We start from the raw sequence: 18,217 nt of genomic DNA on the forward strand, positions 1-18,217 counted from the left end.
CTTCACGAACAGCGAGTCGATGCGGATGAACCCGCTGTCCGGCAGGTCGCCGAACTTCACCCCCGGGCGGGGGCGCGGCACGACGTAGCCCAGCGTGTCCATCCACACGTTGAACTCGGCGCGCGAGATCTTCTGCAGGTAGCCGTTCACGTTCACGCCGCAGCCGCTGCACATCGACGCCAGCCGGTCACGCGGCGGCTCGGGCTCGAAGCGCACCAGGATGCGCCGCCCCTCGCGCGTGCGCACGTAGATCGCCGAGCGCCGCACGGGCGTCTCCGCCGTGCCCACCAGGTGGACGACGCGGCCGAGCTCGCGGTCGGTGAGCTTGTCGACGTCGTCGAACGACTCGATCACCACGGGGATCACCGGCGCGCGGTCGGCGCCGAAGTTGGCGTCGGCGCCCACCCCGCCGTAACGCCCGTGCGACGTGGGATCGCCGAAGAGCACGGCGGCCAGGATGGCCAGCGCGCCCAGGAAGGCGAGCGTCAGGGTCCAGAGCCAGACCCGGTGGTTGCGACCGCGTACGAGCCGGATGTCCATGAACCGCCAGGGGACCAGGGGGACAGGTTACGGGGGACAGCGGGACCGAATCGCCCGCATCGCGGGTACATCGCGCCACCGAAGACGCGGATCGATCGCCGGCGACCGGGAGCGGGGACTGCGTTCCTTGCTATCCCCTGTTCCCTGTCCCCTGTCCCCTGCTGTTCGCAAGCGCCGTTCCCCGTTCGCTTTCCGGCGCGGAACGGCTTGCTCGGCCGGGAGCGGGGCGGTTATCATGTTCCGCCGCGCCCACGGGCGCAATCCACCCCACCCGTACAGACCGGAGGATCTCCGTGCCCCGACCCGCGCCCGCGAAGCAGCGGCGGTCGCTCACGCCCTTCTACGTCCTGCTGGGCCTCGTGCTCGTGGCGGGCCTCGGCGTGCTGGCCACGCAGCTCATCGGCACCAAGAGCGAGGGCGCCAACCAGGGCGTGCGCGTCACGCTCACCCCCGACCAGCTCCAGCGCGTCAAGGGGATCTCGCGCGGCCGCGAGGACGCGCCCATCACCATCTACGAGTTCGCCGACTTCCAGTGCCCGCACTGCGCCGAGTTCGCGTGGAAGCTCGAGCCGGTGATCGTCGACTCGCTGGTGAACACGGGGAAGGCGCGCTACGTGTTCTTCGAGTTCCCGCTGGGCTTCAAGTGGAGCTTCCTCTCCGCGCGCTCGGGCCGCTGCGCCAACGAGCAGGGCAAGTTCTGGGAGTACCACCAGATCATCTTCGCCCGGCAGACCGAGTGGGCGTTCGACAAGGACCCCGCCGCCAAGTTCACCGGCTACGCGACGCAGGCCGGGCTCGACGGCGCGAAGTTCGAGGAGTGCGTGCGCTCCGACCGGTACGTGCGCGAGGTGTCGGAGAGCGCGCAGCTGGCCCAGTCGCTGGGCGTGCAGGGGACGCCCACGCTCTTCATCAACGGCCGCAAGATCGAGACGCCCAGCAGCTACCGCGACCTGGCCGTGCAGGTGCGCGCCATCGCGCCGGGCGCGTTCGGCGCTGCGCCCGCCCCGGCCTCGCCTGTGACGGCGCCGGCCGACTCGCCGGCGGCGGCGGCCGCCGCGCCGGCCGGCACGTGACCGCGGCGGTGATGGACGCCCCCGCGCGCACGCCCGACGAGGAGGAGTACGCCGCGCCGCCGGTCACGCGCATGGCCATCGCCGTGCTGGCGCTGGTCGGGCTGCTCGTGGCCGCCTACCTGTCGCTGTACAAGCTCGGCCTGATCGGCGGGCTGACGTGCACGGTGGGAAGCTGCGAGCAGGTGCAGCAGTCGCCCTGGGCCACCTTCCTGGGGCTCCCCGTCTCCATCTGGGGGCTGGGCGCGTACGCGGTGATCCTCACCGTGGCCGTGCTCGGGCTGCAGCCGCGCTTCGTGGAGGCGCGGTGGGTGCCGCTGGCGCTGTTCGGGATGGCCGCGGTGGGAGTGGCGTTCTCGGGGTACCTGACCTACATCGAGGCGTTCGTGATCGAGATGTGGTGCATGTACTGCGTGATCTCGGCCATCCTCATCACCCTGATCTTCTTCCTGTCCATCCCCGGGCTGAGGCGGGCCCGGTGAGCGGCGGCGTGCCCGAGGAGGAGCCGATGCCGGAGCAGAGCGACGCGGGTGCCACGGTGCCGGTGCGGCTGGTGTTCGCCGACCAGGGCACCTTCCACGACGAGACGGTGCACGTGCCGGCGGCGATGCTCTCCGAGTACGACCGGCTGATCGACCTCCTGCGCGAGGAGGAGACCGTCACGCGCCAGGTCTATGTCGACCTCGACCGCCTGGTGAGCGCCTACGTGGTGAACGACGGCGAGTAGCCTGTCCGTCGGCGATGATCGAAGCCCTTCCTTCGCCTCGGCGCGGAGGGAGGGCTTCGTCGTTCTTCGTCCGTAGGCTCTGATTGTGATAAAATGACGTATTTGTTACCGTTGCACGGCGCAATAAGATCTGCTTATCTTCGACGGGCGCGGTTCCCTTCCCCCCACATATGGGCGATGCGCCGGCGGACGCGAGCCATTTCGTGTCCGCATCTCACCTCTCCTGTGCACGGAGTTCCCGATGAACAAGCTGAAGCTCGACGTCGACACGCTGCGGGTGGATCAGTTCCAGGTGGAGCCGGAGATGAAGGACGGCGAGGGGACGGTGCTCGCGCACTCCGACACCCTCACGTATACCACGTACCCGATCCGCTACTGCCCGAACATGCCGGCCACGGCGCGCTGCTGATCCGGCTGGGAGAGAAGGAGAAGGCGGGGCCGCCCCATCGGGCGGCCCCGCCATTTTCTATTCCGGAGCGAACTCCCTAATCCGAAGATTATGCTTCGGGCGCGGACGATCCTGGTTTCACACAGAGACACGGAGGCACAGAGAAGAGCACTCAAGTTCTCTGCGCCTCTCTGTTCACTCTGTGCCTCTGTGTGATTGTTTTTATGGCCGCGGCGCGGTTGGAGGCGGCGTGGGCGGCGGGGCGCCGGCCGGCGGAGTGCCGCTCTGCCGGGCGATGGCGGAATCCACCTCCGCCGCCAGCTCGGCGAAGGGGATGGCGCCGTTCAGCATCTTCTCGCGGTTGATGACGAAGGTCGGCGTGGAGTTGATCCCCGCGCTGGCGGCCTGGGTCAGGTCGTTCGTGATCAGCGGTGAGACGCGGTCGTTGTCGTAGCAGTCGCGGTACTGCGCCGCGTCGAGCCGCAGCTCCGTGGCGAAGCGGGTGAAGCGCTGCGGCGCGTCCTGCTGGTCGGCCCACTCGCGCTGGCGACCGAAGAGCAGGTCGTGCATCTCCCAGAACTTCCCCTGCGCGCCCGCGCACATGGCCGCCTTGGCCGCCGCGAACGCCTGGTTGTGCATGGGAAGGGGGTAGTTGATGTACACCATCCGCACGCGCCCCGTCTTCACGTACGCGCTGTCGAAGCGTCGGTAGGTGCTGTCGTAGAACATCTTGCAGTACGGGCACTGGAAGTCCGACACCTCGATCACCGTGACCTTGGCGTCGGACGGGCCCTTCTGGCGGGCGGTGCTGGCGCGGTTCAGCACCGAGTCCAGCGGCGGCAGCCCGCGCGCGGCGCCGGCGCTGGCGGCGTTCCCCGCCTGGCCGCCGCCCTGCGCGCAGGCGGCGACGGCCGAGAGGAGCGCCACCGCGCCGGCCGCGAGGGTGGCGGCCAGGCGCGTGCGGCGCGCGGAGCGATGTGTGGTCACGATGATTCGGGGTCGGTGGCCGGCCGCGCGCCCCGGGAGACCGCCTCCCGCGCGCGCTCCAGCGTCCATTCGTGCACCTCGGGGCCGGGCCAGCGGTCCGCCCGCGCGGCCTCGAGCAGCGCGGCGGCCTCCTCGCGCGCGCGGGTGGAGACCTCGGGCGCCACCCAGCCGGCGGCCTCGGCGGCGCGAAGCTCGTCCTCGTCCAGCACCACCAGCGTGCCGTCGTCGCCGGCCCAGAGGTCGAGGCAGAGGTCGGTGGTCTCCCACCGCGCGCCGTCCATCTCCACCGGCGTGAGCATGTTGGCGTACACGCCGGTGAAGGTGCCGTCGGCCAGGTGGAAGCGCCCGACGTCGTGCCACTGCCCGCGGTAGGTGATCCAGACGACCGGGGCGCCCGGCTCCAGCACCGTGCGCCCTCCCGCCGTCACCGGCTTCGCCAGCTCCGCCGATTCGAGGAGGGTGACAACGTAGGCCCCGGCATCGTGCACCACAATCTGCCGGAACACCTGCTCCTGGTCGGGGAGGCGGCGGTAGTGGATGTGGACGAAATCACCGTGCGTCATGCGGAGACCCTCACCCCCCGGCCCCCTCTCCCGACAGCAGGAGAGGGGGTGACTCCGGGGAAATTGTCGTCCTTATGCGAGCCAGGACATCGGGCAGGTTCTGCATCACTTCCTCGTTGCGGAAACGGATCACGCGGTAGCCGTGCGCCTCGATCACGGCGGTGCGCTCGGCGTCGCGCTCCTGCTGCGAATCGTGCACCTCGCCGTCCACCTCCACGGCGAGCTTGTGGATCGGGCAGTAGAAGTCGAGCACGAAGCGGCCGACGGGGTGCTGCCGCCGGAAGCGCAGCCCATCCAGCCGCCGTCCGCGCAGCGCCTCCCAGAGCACGTCCTCGGCCTCCGTGGGCTCGCTGCGCATGCCCCGCGCCGCCTGCTGCAACTCTCGCGTGTTCTTGCGGATACGATTCGGATTGATCTGAACCTCCGTCAAAGTGGTTGCGATGAAACCAGAGGAAGAGAGCCGAAAACTCCCCCCGCGCTGAGGTCTCCCCCTCTCCTGCTGTCGGGAGAGGGGGCCGGGGGGTGAGGGTCCCCGCCGTCGGCGCCGATACCGATCCTGAGACCAGTCCTCCTGTTCTCCGTCTTTGAGAGTCGCCGCCCTACCGCGCCCGATACCGCGCCCCGCCGTGCTCCTGCGCGTCGACCACGGCTACGGCGGTGAGGTTGGCGATCTCGGCGGCCTCGCTGGCGCGCTGGAGGACGTGCACCGGGTGGCCCATCCCCAGCAGGATGGGGCCGAACGCCTCGGCCTTCCCCAGCCGCATCATCAGCTTGTAGGCGATGTTGGCGGAGTTCAGGTCCGGGAAGATCAGCACGTTGGGCCGCTTGCGCAGCGTGCTGAACGGGTACAGCTCCTTGCGCAGGTCGTCCATCACCGCGATGTCGGCCTGCATCTCGCCGTCCACCTCGAGCGTGGGATCGGTGCTGCGCACCAGCTCCGTGGCCTTGCGCACCTTGTCGCTCAGCGGGTGGCGCGCCGAGCCGAAGTTGGAGAACGACAGCATCGCCACGCGCGGCTCCAGCCCCAGGCGGCGGACGAACCCCGCCGCCAGCGTGGCGATCTCGGCCAGCGCCTCGGCGTCGGGCTCGATGTTCACGGTGGTGTCGGCGAAGAAGAGCATCTCCTGCTCCAGCACCATCATGTACAGCCCGGCCACGTGGCGGACGCCGGGCGCGGTGCCGATCGCCTGCAGCGCGGGGCGGATCGTCTCCGGGTAGTGCAGGTCCTCCCCCGCCACGAGCCCGTCGGCCTCGCCCTCGCGCACCATCATCATCCCGAAGGTGATGGCGCGCCGCACCTCGCCGCGCGCGTCGGCCAAGGTCATCCCCTTGCGCTGCCGGCGCGACCACAGCGTCTGCGCGTAGCGCTCCAGCCGCTCCTCGTCGGCCAGCCGGTCGACGACCCGGATCCCCTCCAGCGACACGCCCAGCGCCTTCGCCGTCTCCGCGATGCGGTCGGGGCGGCCGACCAGGATGGGGCGCGCGATCCCCTCGCCCACCACCAGCGCGGCGGCGCGGATGATCCGCTCGTGCTCGCCCTCGGGATAGACGATGGCGCGCGGGTCGCCGCGCGCCTGGCGCATGATGTCGCGCATCACCTCGCGGCCGCGGCCCAGCCGCGCCTCCAGCTCCTCGCGGTAGGCGACCAGCTCGATCTCGCGCCGCGCGACGCCCGTCTCCATCGCCGCCTGCGCCACGGCGGGGGCCACCCAGAGCATGATGCGCGGGTCGAACGGCTTGGGGATCAGGTAGTCGCGGCCGTAGCGCAGCCGCTCGTCGCCGTACGCGCGCTCGACGGATTCGGGGACGTCGAGCCGGGCGAGCTCGGCCAGCGCGCGCGTGGCGGCCATCTTCATCGGGTCGTTGATGGCCTTCGCGCGCACGTCCAGCGCGCCGCGGAAGATAAAGGGGAAGCCCAGGACGTTGTTCACCTGGTTGGGATAGTCCGACCGTCCGGTGGCGATGATGGCGTCGGGCCGCACCTCCATCACCTCCTCGGGCATGATCTCCGGGTCGGGATTGGCCAGGGCGAAGACGATGGGATGCTCCGCCATCGACGCCACCATCTCCTTCGTCACCGCGCCGGCGACGGAGAGGCCCACGAACACGTCCGCCCCCGCGATCACCTCGGCCAGCGTGCGGAGACTGGACGTCTGCGCGAAGCGGGACTTGTACGGGTCCGTGTGCTCGGGATCGCGGTCGGTGGTGACAAGCCCCTGCCGGTCGCACATCCAGATGTTCGCGCGGCGCACGCCGAGGGAGACGTAGTGCTCGGCCGTGGAGATGGCCGCCGCGCCGGCGCCGGAGAAGACCACGCGCACCTCGTCGAGCTTCTTCCCCACCAGCTCCACCGCGTTCAGCAGCGCGGCGCCGGAGATCACCGCCGTGCCGTGCTGGTCGTCGTGGAAGACGGGGATCCCCATGCGCGCCTTGAGCGTCTCCTCGATGTAGAAGCACTCGGGCGCGGCGATGTCTTCCAGGTTGATCCCGCCGACGGTGGGCTCGAGCAGCTGGCAGAAGCGGATCACGTCCTCGGGGTCCTGCGAGCCCACCTCCAGGTCGAACACGTCGATGTCGGCGAAGCGCTTGAACAGCACGCCCTTTCCCTCCATCACCGGCTTGGAGGCCAGCGGGCCGATGTTCCCCAGCCCCAGCACCGCCGTGCCGTTGGAGACCACGGCCACGAGGTTGCCGCGCGCCGTGTACTTGAACACCTCCTCGGGGTCGCGGGCGATCTCGCGGCAGGGCTCGGCCACGCCCGGCGAGTAGGCCAGCGACAGGTCGCGCTGCGTGCTGGCCGGCTTGGTGGGCACCACGGCGATCTTGCCGCGGCGTCCCTGGCTGTGGTAGTCGAGCGCGTCCTGCCGTCGGTCTGACATGTTCCCGGACAGTGCTGAGTGCGGAGTCGGAGTGCCGAGTCCCCAGTGCCCAGTGCCAAGTGCCAAGTGCCCAGTGACAGACGGGGCAGATCGAGATGGGGAGAACGGGACAGCGTACCCCCGGTGCCGGGGGGTGTCAAGCAAGCGCCCGCGCGGGGGATCGGCGGCCGGCGCGGTGACGATTCACGGCGTCGCACGCAGGCCTTGCGGCGGCGATGGCATCCCGGCACGCGCCGCGTCCGCGCATCGGGATGTTCACGCACGGAGCCGTAAACATCCGTGTAGCAGATTTTTTATTCGCGATTCAACTGCACCATTCTGGTTCTCGTGCACCAATATCGACCGACAGCCCGAACCTCATAAACAAATTAAGTAATTGCAATGAGTTATGTTGAATGGCCGCGCATCCGTGGCGTGATCGGTGCTGCTCACAGTTCCATCCACGTGCCGGTTCCCGCCCGGTTTTCCGGGATTCTCCGCCGGTCCTTCCCGTGGATCGCGCCGTCCCCCCTTTCGGGCCGGCGCCCTCCTTCCCACACCCAGGGAGTGCTCCGATGAAACGCAGCGCCGTCGTTCTCTCGCTCCTCGTCCTCGCCGCCTGCTCCGACGGCGCGCAGAGCCCGGTGTCGCCGGTTGCGGCGGGACCGGCGCGGAGCGCGTCCGGCAAGTACATCGTGGTGTTCAAGGACGCCTCGTTCCGCGGGCCGCGCGCCTCCATCACCACCGCCATCACCGAGGTGGCCGACGAGGGCGGCATCAAGCCCAGCCACGTGTACGGCACCGCGCTCAAGGGCTTCGCGGCCGATCTCACCGCGGGGCAGCTGGCCGCCCTCCGCGCCGACCCGCGCGTGGCCTACGTGGAGCCCGACGCCGAGGTCAGGCTGTTCACCACGCAGACGGTGAACCTGTTCAGCTGGGGGCTGGACCGCATCGACGACCTGGACCTGCCGCTGGACCTGAGCTTCACCTACACTGCCGACGGCACCGGTGTCACCGCGTACATCCTCGATTCGGGGATCAACACCGCGCACCTGGACTTCGGCACCCGCGCCGGCTACATCCCCAACGGCCTGAACGGCAACTTCGTGGGCGACGGCCTCACCGCGGCCGACTGCAACGGCCACGGCACCCACGTGGCCGGCACCGTGGGCGGCATCTACTCGGGCGTGGCCAAGAACGTGACCATCCTCATGGGCCGCGTGGTCAACTGCGCGGGCGGCGGCACCGCCTCGATGGTGATCGCCGGGATGGACTGGATCGCCGCCAACGGCGTGCACCCGGCCGTGGTCAACATGAGCCTGGGCTACGGCAACGTGGCCTCGGTGCGCGACGCCGCCACGAACCTGGTGGCCGCGGGCTTCGTGGTGGCCGTGGCGGCCGGCAACGGCAACTTCGCCGGACAGCCGATCGACGCCTGCACCGAGGCGCCCGCCAACTCGCCGAACGTGATCACCGTGGGGGCCACCGACCAGACCGACAAGGAGGCCTCGTTCTCCAACTACGGCACCTGCGTCGACATCCTGGCGCCGGGCGTGTCCATCTACTCGTCGGACTACCAGGTCACCAACCAGGTGGTCACCAAGAGCGGCACCTCGATGGCCAGCCCGCACGTGGCCGGCGTGGCCGCGCTCTACCTGCAGAACAACCCCACCGCCACCCCGGCGCAGGTGACCACCGCCATCAAGGCGGCCGCCCGGAGCAACACCATCACCCTGCACCAGAAGAGCAAGAAGAACGGGACGCCCAACCTCTTCCTGTTCACGAACTACTGATCCCGGATTGCGGCAGCGACCGTGCATGCAACGGTCTCTGATCAAAGGAGTCTCACACGGAGGGAACGGAGGAAGCGGAGGACTCATGTGCAGTCCTCCGTTTCCTCCGTTTCCTCCGTTTCCTCCGTTCCCTCCGTGTGAGGCATTCCGTTGAACGCGACGTGGCGGGCGCTCGGCAAGCCGTGGCGCCGCACCGTCTTATCGCCCGACGCGCGGTTGGCGAGGCGCCGTTGCCGCGGCCCCGCCGTTCGCGCCACCGGCGGCAGATCGCGGCCCGGTCGTGAGGCACGGGCGTCTCAGTGGGACCTGGCACGCACGGCATTGGATAGAATGCGTGCGATCTACTGTCGCTTGACGTTCGAGAGAGCGGGGTATTATCTGGATCGGAGCAGATTCGGCCATGGCGCGGGCCGGGTATGGTCGCGCGCCCGGCGGCGAGGTCTGCGCGTTGGCTGGAAATGCATCTGCCTATCCACAAGCCAGGCTTGTAACTCCAGACCTTTCGATGAGGAAGCAGTATCACCTCCGTCCATCGCCTCTCGGTCTTCTCGCCTGGGATGTCGACCGGCTCATCGAGTTGACCAGGCGGCTTCCGCCTGTGGAGGTACCACTTGACTCCATCCGGGAACTCGACGAGCCGTTCTGGTTCGGAGGCGGAAGCGAGACGGCAACCTGTCGCGCGGTAGCGGACCATGCTCGTCTGATTTCCGAGACCGATCTGAAGTACCCGGTCATCCTGGGAGCCGACGGCCGCGTGATGGACGGCATGCATCGGGTAGCCAAGGCCTACCTCGAAGGTCGGTCCACCATCCTGGCCGTCCGGTTGGAGCGCGATCCGGAGCCGGACTTCGCTGGCGTGGATGAAGCAGACCTTCCCTATGATGATCAAGACTAACGCCCATGTCATCCTCCGGCACCCGCGCCTGACTTCCGCTTGCAGGGGACGTGGGGCCAGGCATCTCTTCATGCTGAAAGTGCGTCGAGGCCCCACGCCCCTGAAGCTCTCACGTTCGGCCGCTGGATCAACATCCCGATAGCGGCATGTGATCTCTCGCGGCTGCCGTGTACATCTTCAACCAAGAGTTCGGTCCCTTACACGCTAGACGCTCGTAGTATCGGGCCGCTCGCTATCGGCCCGCCAAGTTTGCAGAATGCGGATGAAATACCCACACGCGAGAGGAATGCATGATGAAACCGCTCATAAAGTTCACCCGCAGGTCGTTCGTGGTTCTGGCCACACTCACCGGCTTCTCCGGGGCCATTCCTGCAGTATCGCAGACGCCGGAAGAGCGGGACGCAGCTGCCAGGAACAAGCTTTTCGCCGGGGTCACCATGGGCATATCCCGGGAGCTGCGCACACGCATCGCGTCACTGCTCCGAATGTCCGAGGATTCGTACTACATCAGCGTGCCCATTAATGCCGGGGTACAGAGCCTGGAGGAGTATTCGGGCGGCCGACGGAGTCGCAGTTGGGAAATCTATCCGATATGCCCGATTTTCGACGACATCTGCATCGCTGAGCACCGCCGGTACAATCTCCGCTACGTGGTCATCTACGAGCGTGCAAGAGATAGGCTTTTTGTTGGCTACCGTTCTGACGGTGCGTCCGCAACGTGGTGTCGCGAGGCGCCAAGGCGCGTATGCGGGGTGTCTAGCAGCACTGGGCGATGGTATCTCGATGCGCTTCGTGAAAGCCCCATCGCGGCTTCCGACTTCGCCCAGTTTGGAGTGGCCCATGCGAGCCGGCGTGAAGATTCCGACGCGGTCGTCAGCCGCTGTATCCGCATTTCCGAGGATGACGTTTATCTTCGCAACATCTGCAACGAGCACTTGTTTCTCGCCGTGGACAACTGCCGGAGCTTCTGGTATGAGGGTCCATTCACGCTGCTGGCTGGCACGTCGAAGTGGGCGCCGCGGAGCGGGAACTGTCGCTTCTTTGCGCTGACCGAGCGACAGTTGTGAGTGATGGCAGGCATTGGATCGACGTGCCTGCGGCCTGACAATCGGCTGAGGGTGCGTTGGGCGGCTCACCATTCTGGCTGCGTAATCAAAGACTCGCACGACTGTTCCAACCCGCGACCAGGTATGGGCATCTACACCCTGCTGACGACGCGTTCACGCCGGCAGAGGCTTTCCGCGCTTGTCGCCGGGCTCGGACAGCCCTGATCCCGTGGGTGCCGGCGGGCCACCCGGGCTGGAGGGTACGATGATGAAGAATCACGGAACGCTGGCGTTGGCCGCGATGGCAGCATGGTCGCTGCTGCTCGATGGGTGCGCCACGTCCTCCCGCGCCGTTCCGGGTCCCGAAGCGGACCAGGTGGCGCGTTTCGAGCAGCAGGCCGAAGCGCTCCGAGCGCGCCTCTTCATCCCCGGCATGTCCGCGGTCATCCTCAAGGACGAGCAGGTCCTGTGGGCGAAGGGATTCGGCTATGCCGATGTCGAACACCGCATCCCCGCCACGCCGGAGACCGTCTATCACATCGCGTCCGAGACCAAGCCGGTGGCGGCGACGCTCGTGATGCAGCTCGTCGAGCAGGGCAGGCTCGACCTCGACGAGCCTGCCTCGCACTACACGAGCGAGATCACGGGCGATGCGATCCGCATCAGGCACCTGCTCAGCCATACCGCGGGCAGCGAACCGCCGGGCGAGCGCTTCGCGTACGACCCCGCGCATTACGAGTACCTGACGAACGTCATCGAGAAGCACGCCGGCAGGCCGATGCGCCTGGTGGTGGCCGAGACGATCCTCGACCCGCTCGGCATGACGAGCAGCGTGCCCGGCTCTGGCGTCCTCAGGGATCCGAAGTGGGCCGTGCTCGGGCAGGACCGGCTCGCGCGGTACGCGAAGGTGCTGGAACGGCAGGCGCAGCCCTACACGCTCTACGGCGACGGCGAGATCGTCCACGTCGGCTATCCGGGCGACTTCTTCGGCGCGTCGGCCGGTTTGCTGTCGACGGTGATGGACATGGCGAAGTTCGACATCGCGCTCGACCGCCATGTGCTGTTGAAGCCCGAGACGCAGGCCCGCGCCTGGACGCCCTTCGTCTCCAATGGCGGCCAGCCGCTGCCGTACGGCCTGGGATGGTACGTGCGCGACTACAACGGCGCACGGATCGTCTGGCACGGCGGCAACTGGGGCACCGGCTTCTCCGCGATCTACGTCAAGGTCCCGGCACAACGCCTGTCCCTGATCATGTTCGCCAACAGCGATGTCCTGAACGGCCACATGTACGCGGTCGGCGAGGACATCGTGCACAACGCGTTCGCGTGCGCGTTCCTGCGCGACTTCGTGTTCGCGCCGACGCAGGACGTGGACTGCGCCCGGACGTCCGAAACCGCCGTGGCGAGATCCCTGGCCGAAGAGCGGGCGGGCGCGCATGCCGTGGTCCCGGTCGATCGTGCGACCGTCGAGTCCTACGTGGGGCAGTACCGGTTCGAGTTCGACCCGGCGCAGACCCTCAACGTGACCAGCCACGACGGCCGGCTGTACGCGGACATCCCCCGCAACCAGGAATCCGAACTCTTCCCCGAATCGCCGACGACCTTCTTCTTCAAGATCCGGCCGGCCGAAATCACCTTCGTCAGGGACGGGAACGCGGTCACGCACCTGAACTGGGTCGAACGCGGAAACACCCTGCGGGCCAATCGAATCCGGTAGGAACGTCGCCGGCCGCTACGGAGGAACTCAGGTCGGTCCTCCGTTTCCTCCGTTCCCTCCGTGTGAGTCTTCCGTTGTCGTCTGATACCGGCTGCCGCAATTGATTGTGCATTCCGGTCGAATGTCATTCCGAGCGGCGCCGCTGCTCCGAATCTCCAATCGCGCTGATGCCGGGCGCCGCCCGAGGAATCTGTGGCATGCGTCCGAGCGAAAGGCGGCCTGTGGCTCGGGAGCCAGCCACAGATTCCTCAGGCGCCACGGCTTCGACATGGAGGACAGGGCGGCGCAGCGCCTTCGGAATGACATGCCTATTCCTTCCTCCAATGCACAGTCGATCCGGAGATTCGGTATGAAATGAGATGGGCCCGCGTGCGGCATCGCACGCGGGCCCATCCGTTCGTGAAACCACTGGAGGCTAGAAGCTCAGCTGGCAGCTGCCGGAGCCCACGTTCAGCCAGTTGCGCTGGATCAGGAAGTCCTTGCCGCCCAGGTTCACGTTCGCCACGCCGCCGTTGGCCGTGGTGTACGTGGTGCCCCACGTCCAGGCGCACTTGTCGGCGTTCTCGTTGCCCTGCGCGTCGAACCAGGCGTTGCCCAGCGGGTCGGTGGTGGTCTCCTCGATCTCGTGGATCAGGGTGCTCACCTCGGCGTCGGCGTGCGGGTCGTTGTTGGGCGACTTGAGCCCCGACGAGCAAGCGCTGGCCTTGGCGTAGTCGTCGGGCATGGCCGCGTACAGCACCGTGCGCGACACGCCGTTGATCGTCACCGTGCCGTGGTAGTGGTAGGCGCAGTACTGCGTGCCGAAGCCGCCGCCCAGGTTCACCGTGCCCTGGGTGAAGATGGCGTACAGCGTGTTGGGGTCGTACGCCAGCTTGCCGTTGTTGAACGCGTACTGGAGCATGGCCACCATGTTGGCGTCCGTCACGCGCGTCTTGCCGCCGGGCACGTTGTACGAGTTGTTGGCCCAGAACTGCGTGTAGCTGACCTGGTTGACGATGGGCAGGCCGGTGCCGTCGGTGTAGCTGGTGTTGATGTTGAAGTACGGCGAGCCGCCCACGTGGTTCAGGAAGAAGCCCACGTTGGAGCCGTCGGCCGAGCCGGCGCCCGTGCTCCCCGGCGTGGGCCCGCCCGGGTAGATGGTGGTGGCCGACCAGTAGATGGCCGCCACGTTGGTCTGCGCCTGCAGCACCGGGCCGCCGTGGTAGTTGATGCCGGCCTGCGTGAGCGCGGTGCCGGTGCCGGCGTTGCCGTGGTTCATCTCGTTGCCGTTGTTGAACCGCGGCGGCGTGGGCGTGCCGCGCAGCGGCACGATTCCCAGGTGCTCGGTGCTCACCTGGTCGACCGCGCTGGCGGGGGTGGTCTGGGTGGGATTCTGGTCCGAGCACGCCGCGAGCGCGACGAGACCGGCGACAACTGCGAGGGACGGAATGCGGGGCATGCGACCTCCACAAATGAGGAGTGTGGCCGCGCCAGGGGTGGCGCGGTGCCAGGACGGGCCGGTCGCCAGGGACCGGCGGGCGCGAGCGACGCGTCCTGGTTGGGAGGTCGCATGTTTCGAAGGTGGGTCCGTGCTCGCGTGACGCAGGGTGATTACAAGATGCAGACCGCTTGCGCCATCGGCCTCGCAGAAGATATGGACGGCTAGGGAGATGGGTCTCCGCACCAAGCAGTCGCGATGATCGGCTCGGGCGGTCCGCATCAAAATTGGACACGCGAAGAAGCGGTGCGGGGATCATCTGCCGCACCGCTTCGCGTCGCCTGCCGCACCGATGTGGTGCGCACACACGCCGCGAGAGCAGGCGGAAGATGAATGGACGAGCGGACGCTTCGTCCCCGGTTGGACCAATCTTCCCCGGCATACCCGGCACACGTTTGCTGCACCAATCCGGTGCGTGCTGCACCAACCTGAGAGGCGTCCACACTGCTGCAGATCTACGTAACCCTATCAAATACGGCCATTTACGTAGATGCAAAACGGTGGCGCGGTCCCTGCCTTTCCCAGCGCCGATCCCACCGCATCGGACCACCGCTGACTCATCTCGGCCCATCCCGATCGAACCTGGATCGCGCCGCCTACCACCGGGCAGCGCCACGCGTGCTTGTGCCCCGAGGAGTTCCGATGAAGCGCAGTCTGGCCGTAGCTCTCCCGCTCCTGGCTCTCGCCGCCTGCTCGGGCGACGTGACCACCCCCGCCACTCCCGTGACCCAGGCGGAGACCTCCGCTTCGGGCAAGTACATCGTCGTCTTCAAGGACGCGTCGTTCCATGGCCCGCGCGCGTCGATCGCCACCGCCATCAACAACGTGACCGACGAGTCCGGCATCACCCCCACGCAGGTGTACAGCACCGCGCTGAAGGGCTTCGCCGCCGAGCTGACCTCGGGGCAGGTGGCCGCCTTCCGCGCCGACCCGCGCGTGGCGTACGTGGAGCCCGACGCCGAGGTGAAGCTGTTCGCCTCGGGGCTGCAGACCACGCTGTACTCGTGGGGGCTGGACCGCATCGACGACGTGGACCTGCCGCTCGACAACACCTTCGGCTGGGGCTCCGACGGCACGGGCGTGAACGCCTACATCCTCGACTCGGGGATCAACAAGACCCACCTGGACTTCGGCCTCCGCGCCAACTACATCCCCAACGGCCTGGGCGGCAACTTCGTGGGTGACTCCAACCCCGACGCGGCCGACTGCCACGGCCACGGGACGCACGTCTCGGGCACCGTGGGCGGCACCTACTCGGGCGTGGCCAAGAACGTGACGCTGTGGGTTGGCCGCGTGGTCAACTGCTCGGGCGGCGGCAACGCCTCGATGGTGATCGCCGGGATGGACTGGGTCGCCGCCAACGGCGTAAAGCCGGCCGTGGTGAACATGTCGCTGGGCTACGGCAACGTGACGGCCGTGAAGGACGCGGCCGAGCGCCTGGTGGCCGCCGGCTTCGTGGTGGCGGTGGCGGCCGGCAACGGCAACTTCATCGGCCAGCCGATCAACGCCTGCAACGAGTCGCCGGCCAACGCGCCGAACGTGCTGACCGTGGGCGCCACCGACAACACCGACAAGGAAGCCTCGTTCTCGAACTACGGCACCTGCGTCGACATCCTGGCTCCGGGCGTCAACATCGTGTCGTCGGACTACTCGGTCACCAACCAGGTGGTGGGGATGAGCGGCACCTCGATGGCCAGCCCGCACGTGGCCGGCGTGGCCGCGCAGTACCTGGGGAGCAACCCGACCGCCACCCCGGCGCAGGTGATGACCGCCATCAAGAACGCGGCGCGCTCCAACACCATCACGCTGAGCAAGACCAGCAGCCGCAACGGCACGCCGAACAAGTTCCTGGCCTCGTTCTGAGCCCGGGACCCGAAGCGGACGCAGTCTGAACGGCGCGAGGGCGCGGGGGGAATCTTCCTCCCGCGCCCTCGCGCCGTTCCGGCATCCGGCGGAGAGGAAAGCCGTCGCCGCGGAGGAAACGGCGGTAACCGGGAGGAGGAACACGGGCCGGTCTCCTTCATCTCCCCCATGATCCAGGATCCGGGATGCGGCCTCCGAGACCGCTGCCGGCGGAAGCAAACCGGCGCCTCCCGCGCGAGCACCTCGGTCTCTCCCGCGTTTCCGCCGTCACCTCATTCCTCGTGAATGCGACCCGCGCGTGCGCGTGTTCCGCGCGGGCATACGCGAGGACGCACCGTCTCGGTGCACCGGCTTGGTGCAGCCGCACCACTATCTCGCGGCGCCTTTTCCGCGCCGCGAATCCCAAGTAGAACCGCTGCAACGACTTTGCATCTGTGGCAGCTTCGGCGCAGTGCGTGCCCTGCTACCACGCGCTCAGCCCAGGCATCAGCCATGGATCGCCGGCCTCCGCCTCCTTCCCACCTGGAGCGCGGCGCCGCTGCGCTTTCGCCGTTGTCGCCGACGTTCCCCACACGAGCGCGGCAATGGGCGCCCGGCATCGGGCCGCGCGCCGCACCTCACCCCCTGGAGGACGCTTTCATGCGCAGAGCTACACCCTTCGCCCTGGCGGCGCTGGCGCTTGGCGCCGCCGCCTGCTCCACCGACCAGCCCACCTCGGCGCGCACGCCCGCGCGGAGCTCGCAGGAGCTGGCGCCGCTCTACCGGGCCGCCCCCGGGATGGCGGTGGAAGGCTCGTACATCGTGGTGCTTAAGGACGGCACCGCGCCGCAGACGCTGGCCCACGCGGTGGGCGCGCAGGTGCACCACTTCTACACCAGCACGGTGGACGGCTTCGCGGCCGAGCTGAACGCGGGGCAGGTGAACGCCCTGCGCCGCGACCCGGGCGTGGCGTACATCGAGGAAGACGCGGTGGTGCACGCCAGCACCACGCAGACCGGCGCCACCTGGGGGCTGGACCGCATCGACCAGCTCGCGCTGCCGCTGAACGGCACCTACACCTACACGCCCACCGGCGCGGGGGTGCGCGCGTACATCATCGACACCGGCATCCTGGCCAGCCACACGCAGTTCGGCGGCCGCGCCTCGGTGGGCTACGACGCCGTGGGCGACGGGCGCAACGGCGTGGACTGCAACGGGCACGGGACGCACGTGGCCGGCACCGTGGGCGGCAGCACCTACGGCGTGGCCAAGGGCGTCACGCTCGTGGCCGTGCGCGTGCTGGACTGCGCGGGGAACGGCACCAACTCGGGCGTGATCGCCGGCATGGACTGGGTGGCCAACAACCGCGTGCTTCCGGCCGTGGCCAACATGTCGCTGGGCGGCGGCGCCAGCCAGGCGGTGGACGACGCCATCGCGCGCATGACCAACGCGGGCGTGACGGTGGCCGTGGCCGCGGGGAACGAGACGGTGGACGCCTGCACCGAGAGCCCGTCGCGCGCTCCGTCGGCCATCACGGTGGGCGCCACCACCAGCACCGACGCGCGCGCCAGCTACTCGAACTACGGCAGCTGCGTCGACATCTTCGCGCCGGGGAGCAGCATCACCTCGGCCTGGTACTCGTCGACGACCGCCACCAACACCATCAGCGGCACCTCGATGGCCAGCCCGCACGTGGCCGGCGTGGCCGCGCTGTACCTGCAGGGCAACCCGTCGGCGACGCCGGCGACGGTGACGAACGCGATCATCACCACCGCCACCACCGGCGTGGTGACGGGGACGAACGGCTCGCCCAACCGCCTGCTGTACTCGCTGCTGTCGGGCACGGGCGGCGGCGGCGGCGGCGGCACGACGGCCCCGTGCACCGGCTGCACGCAGTACACGGGCACGCTCTCCAGCGGCGCCTCGTCGTACCAGCCGAACGGCACCTACTACTTCAGCTCGGTGTCGGGCACGCACCAGGGCTGGCTGCAGGGCCCGGCGGGCACCGACTTCGACCTGTACCTGTACAAGTGGAACGGCAGCAGCTGGGTGGTCGTGGCCAGCGGCACCACGGCCAGCAACAACGAGACGGTGTCGTACAGCGGCACGTCGGGCTACTACGAGTGGGAAGTGCGCTCGTACAGCGGCAGCGGCACCTTCAACCTCTGGCTGAAGCACCCGTAAGCCGGGCCTCGGCTCGGCCGTGAAGGACTCCGCCCGGCGCGCACCCGCGCGCCGGGCGGATTCTTTTAGTGCTGAGTGCTGAGTGCTGAGTGCTGAGTCCTGAGTCCTGAGTCCTGAGTCCTGAGTCCTG

The 18,217-nt window shown here is 68.3% G+C and carries 16 protein-coding genes; 10 read left to right on the forward strand and 6 right to left on the reverse strand.

What is annotated here, in order from left to right:
• A partial coding sequence (locus tag VF092_18665) for a hypothetical protein (protein HEX6749324.1) occupies positions 1 to 540 on the reverse strand: 540 nt, incomplete at its 3' end.
• 293 nt (positions 541 to 833) lie between these two features.
• On the opposite strand from VF092_18665, the gene VF092_18670 reads away from it, so the two are divergent.
• The 4 genes from VF092_18670 (at position 834) to VF092_18685 (ending at position 2,746) form a co-directional block, all read left to right on the forward strand.
• The gene (locus tag VF092_18670; GenBank protein HEX6749325.1) at positions 834 to 1,613 is read left to right on the forward strand and encodes a DsbA family protein; all 780 of its coding nucleotides are present in this window, start codon (positions 834 to 836) and stop codon (positions 1,611 to 1,613) included.
• A gap of 11 nt (positions 1,614 to 1,624) precedes the next feature.
• Positions 1,625 to 2,092: a vitamin K epoxide reductase family protein gene (locus VF092_18675; GenBank protein ID HEX6749326.1), complete on the forward strand. Its 468-nt coding sequence runs from the start codon at positions 1,625 to 1,627 to the stop codon at positions 2,090 to 2,092.
• 26 nt (positions 2,093 to 2,118) lie between these two features.
• A complete protein-coding gene (locus tag VF092_18680) occupies positions 2,119 to 2,337 on the forward strand; it encodes a hypothetical protein (GenBank protein ID HEX6749327.1) in 219 nt (72 codons plus the stop codon).
• Between the two features lie 241 nt (positions 2,338 to 2,578).
• Positions 2,579 to 2,746: a hypothetical protein gene (locus VF092_18685; GenBank protein ID HEX6749328.1), complete on the forward strand. Its 168-nt coding sequence runs from the start codon at positions 2,579 to 2,581 to the stop codon at positions 2,744 to 2,746.
• A gap of 201 nt (positions 2,747 to 2,947) precedes the next feature.
• On the opposite strand, the gene VF092_18690 is transcribed toward VF092_18685, so the two are convergent.
• The 4 genes from VF092_18690 to VF092_18705 form a co-directional block, all read right to left on the reverse strand.
• Positions 2,948 to 3,712, reverse strand: a complete 765-nt coding sequence (locus VF092_18690) for a thioredoxin domain-containing protein (GenBank protein ID HEX6749329.1) — start codon at positions 3,710 to 3,712, stop codon at positions 2,948 to 2,950.
• Positions 3,709 to 4,275, reverse strand: a complete 567-nt coding sequence (locus VF092_18695) for a DUF402 domain-containing protein (GenBank protein ID HEX6749330.1) — start codon at positions 4,273 to 4,275, stop codon at positions 3,709 to 3,711. The genes VF092_18690 and VF092_18695 overlap by 4 nt, the downstream gene beginning before the upstream one ends.
• A gap of 10 nt (positions 4,276 to 4,285) precedes the next feature.
• Positions 4,286 to 4,705, reverse strand: coding sequence for an endonuclease domain-containing protein (locus tag VF092_18700; protein HEX6749331.1), 420 nt, complete (start codon positions 4,703 to 4,705; stop codon positions 4,286 to 4,288).
• A 169-nt stretch (positions 4,706 to 4,874) separates the two neighbouring features.
• Complete coding sequence (locus VF092_18705; protein HEX6749332.1) at positions 4,875 to 7,154, reverse strand: NADP-dependent malic enzyme; 2,280 nt, start codon at positions 7,152 to 7,154, stop codon at positions 4,875 to 4,877.
• A 554-nt stretch (positions 7,155 to 7,708) separates the two neighbouring features.
• On the opposite strand from VF092_18705, the gene VF092_18710 reads away from it, so the two are divergent.
• The 4 genes from VF092_18710 to VF092_18725 all read left to right on the forward strand — a co-directional run bounded on the left by VF092_18710 (position 7,709) and on the right by VF092_18725 (position 12,584).
• A complete protein-coding gene (locus VF092_18710) occupies positions 7,709 to 8,926 on the forward strand; it encodes a S8 family peptidase (protein ID HEX6749333.1) in 1,218 nt (405 codons plus the stop codon).
• Between the two features lie 505 nt (positions 8,927 to 9,431).
• Entirely contained in the window at positions 9,432 to 9,821 is a 390-nt protein-coding gene (locus tag VF092_18715; GenBank protein ID HEX6749334.1) for a hypothetical protein, read from the forward strand.
• A gap of 290 nt (positions 9,822 to 10,111) precedes the next feature.
• Positions 10,112 to 10,888: a hypothetical protein gene (locus tag VF092_18720; GenBank protein ID HEX6749335.1), complete on the forward strand. Its 777-nt coding sequence runs from the start codon at positions 10,112 to 10,114 to the stop codon at positions 10,886 to 10,888.
• Between the two features lie 244 nt (positions 10,889 to 11,132).
• Complete coding sequence (locus tag VF092_18725; protein HEX6749336.1) at positions 11,133 to 12,584, forward strand: serine hydrolase; 1,452 nt, start codon at positions 11,133 to 11,135, stop codon at positions 12,582 to 12,584.
• Between the two features lie 415 nt (positions 12,585 to 12,999).
• Here VF092_18725 and VF092_18730 read toward each other — a convergent pair whose 3' ends face one another.
• Entirely contained in the window at positions 13,000 to 14,022 is a 1,023-nt protein-coding gene (locus VF092_18730; GenBank protein HEX6749337.1) for a hypothetical protein, read from the reverse strand.
• Positions 14,023 to 14,703: 681 nt separating this feature from the next.
• Between VF092_18730 and VF092_18735 the strand changes: the two genes are divergently transcribed.
• Positions 14,704 to 15,924: a S8 family peptidase gene (locus VF092_18735; protein ID HEX6749338.1), complete on the forward strand. Its 1,221-nt coding sequence runs from the start codon at positions 14,704 to 14,706 to the stop codon at positions 15,922 to 15,924.
• A 639-nt stretch (positions 15,925 to 16,563) separates the two neighbouring features.
• On the forward strand, positions 16,564 to 18,087 hold the full coding sequence (locus tag VF092_18740) for a S8 family peptidase (GenBank protein ID HEX6749339.1): 1,524 nt from the start codon (positions 16,564 to 16,566) through the stop codon (positions 18,085 to 18,087).
• The last annotated feature ends 130 nt before the right edge of the window (positions 18,088 to 18,217 follow it).

Origin of the sequence: Longimicrobium sp. (genome assembly GCA_036377595.1) — a bacterium.
In the GTDB taxonomy this organism is placed as follows: domain Bacteria; phylum Gemmatimonadota; class Gemmatimonadetes; order Longimicrobiales; family Longimicrobiaceae; genus Longimicrobium.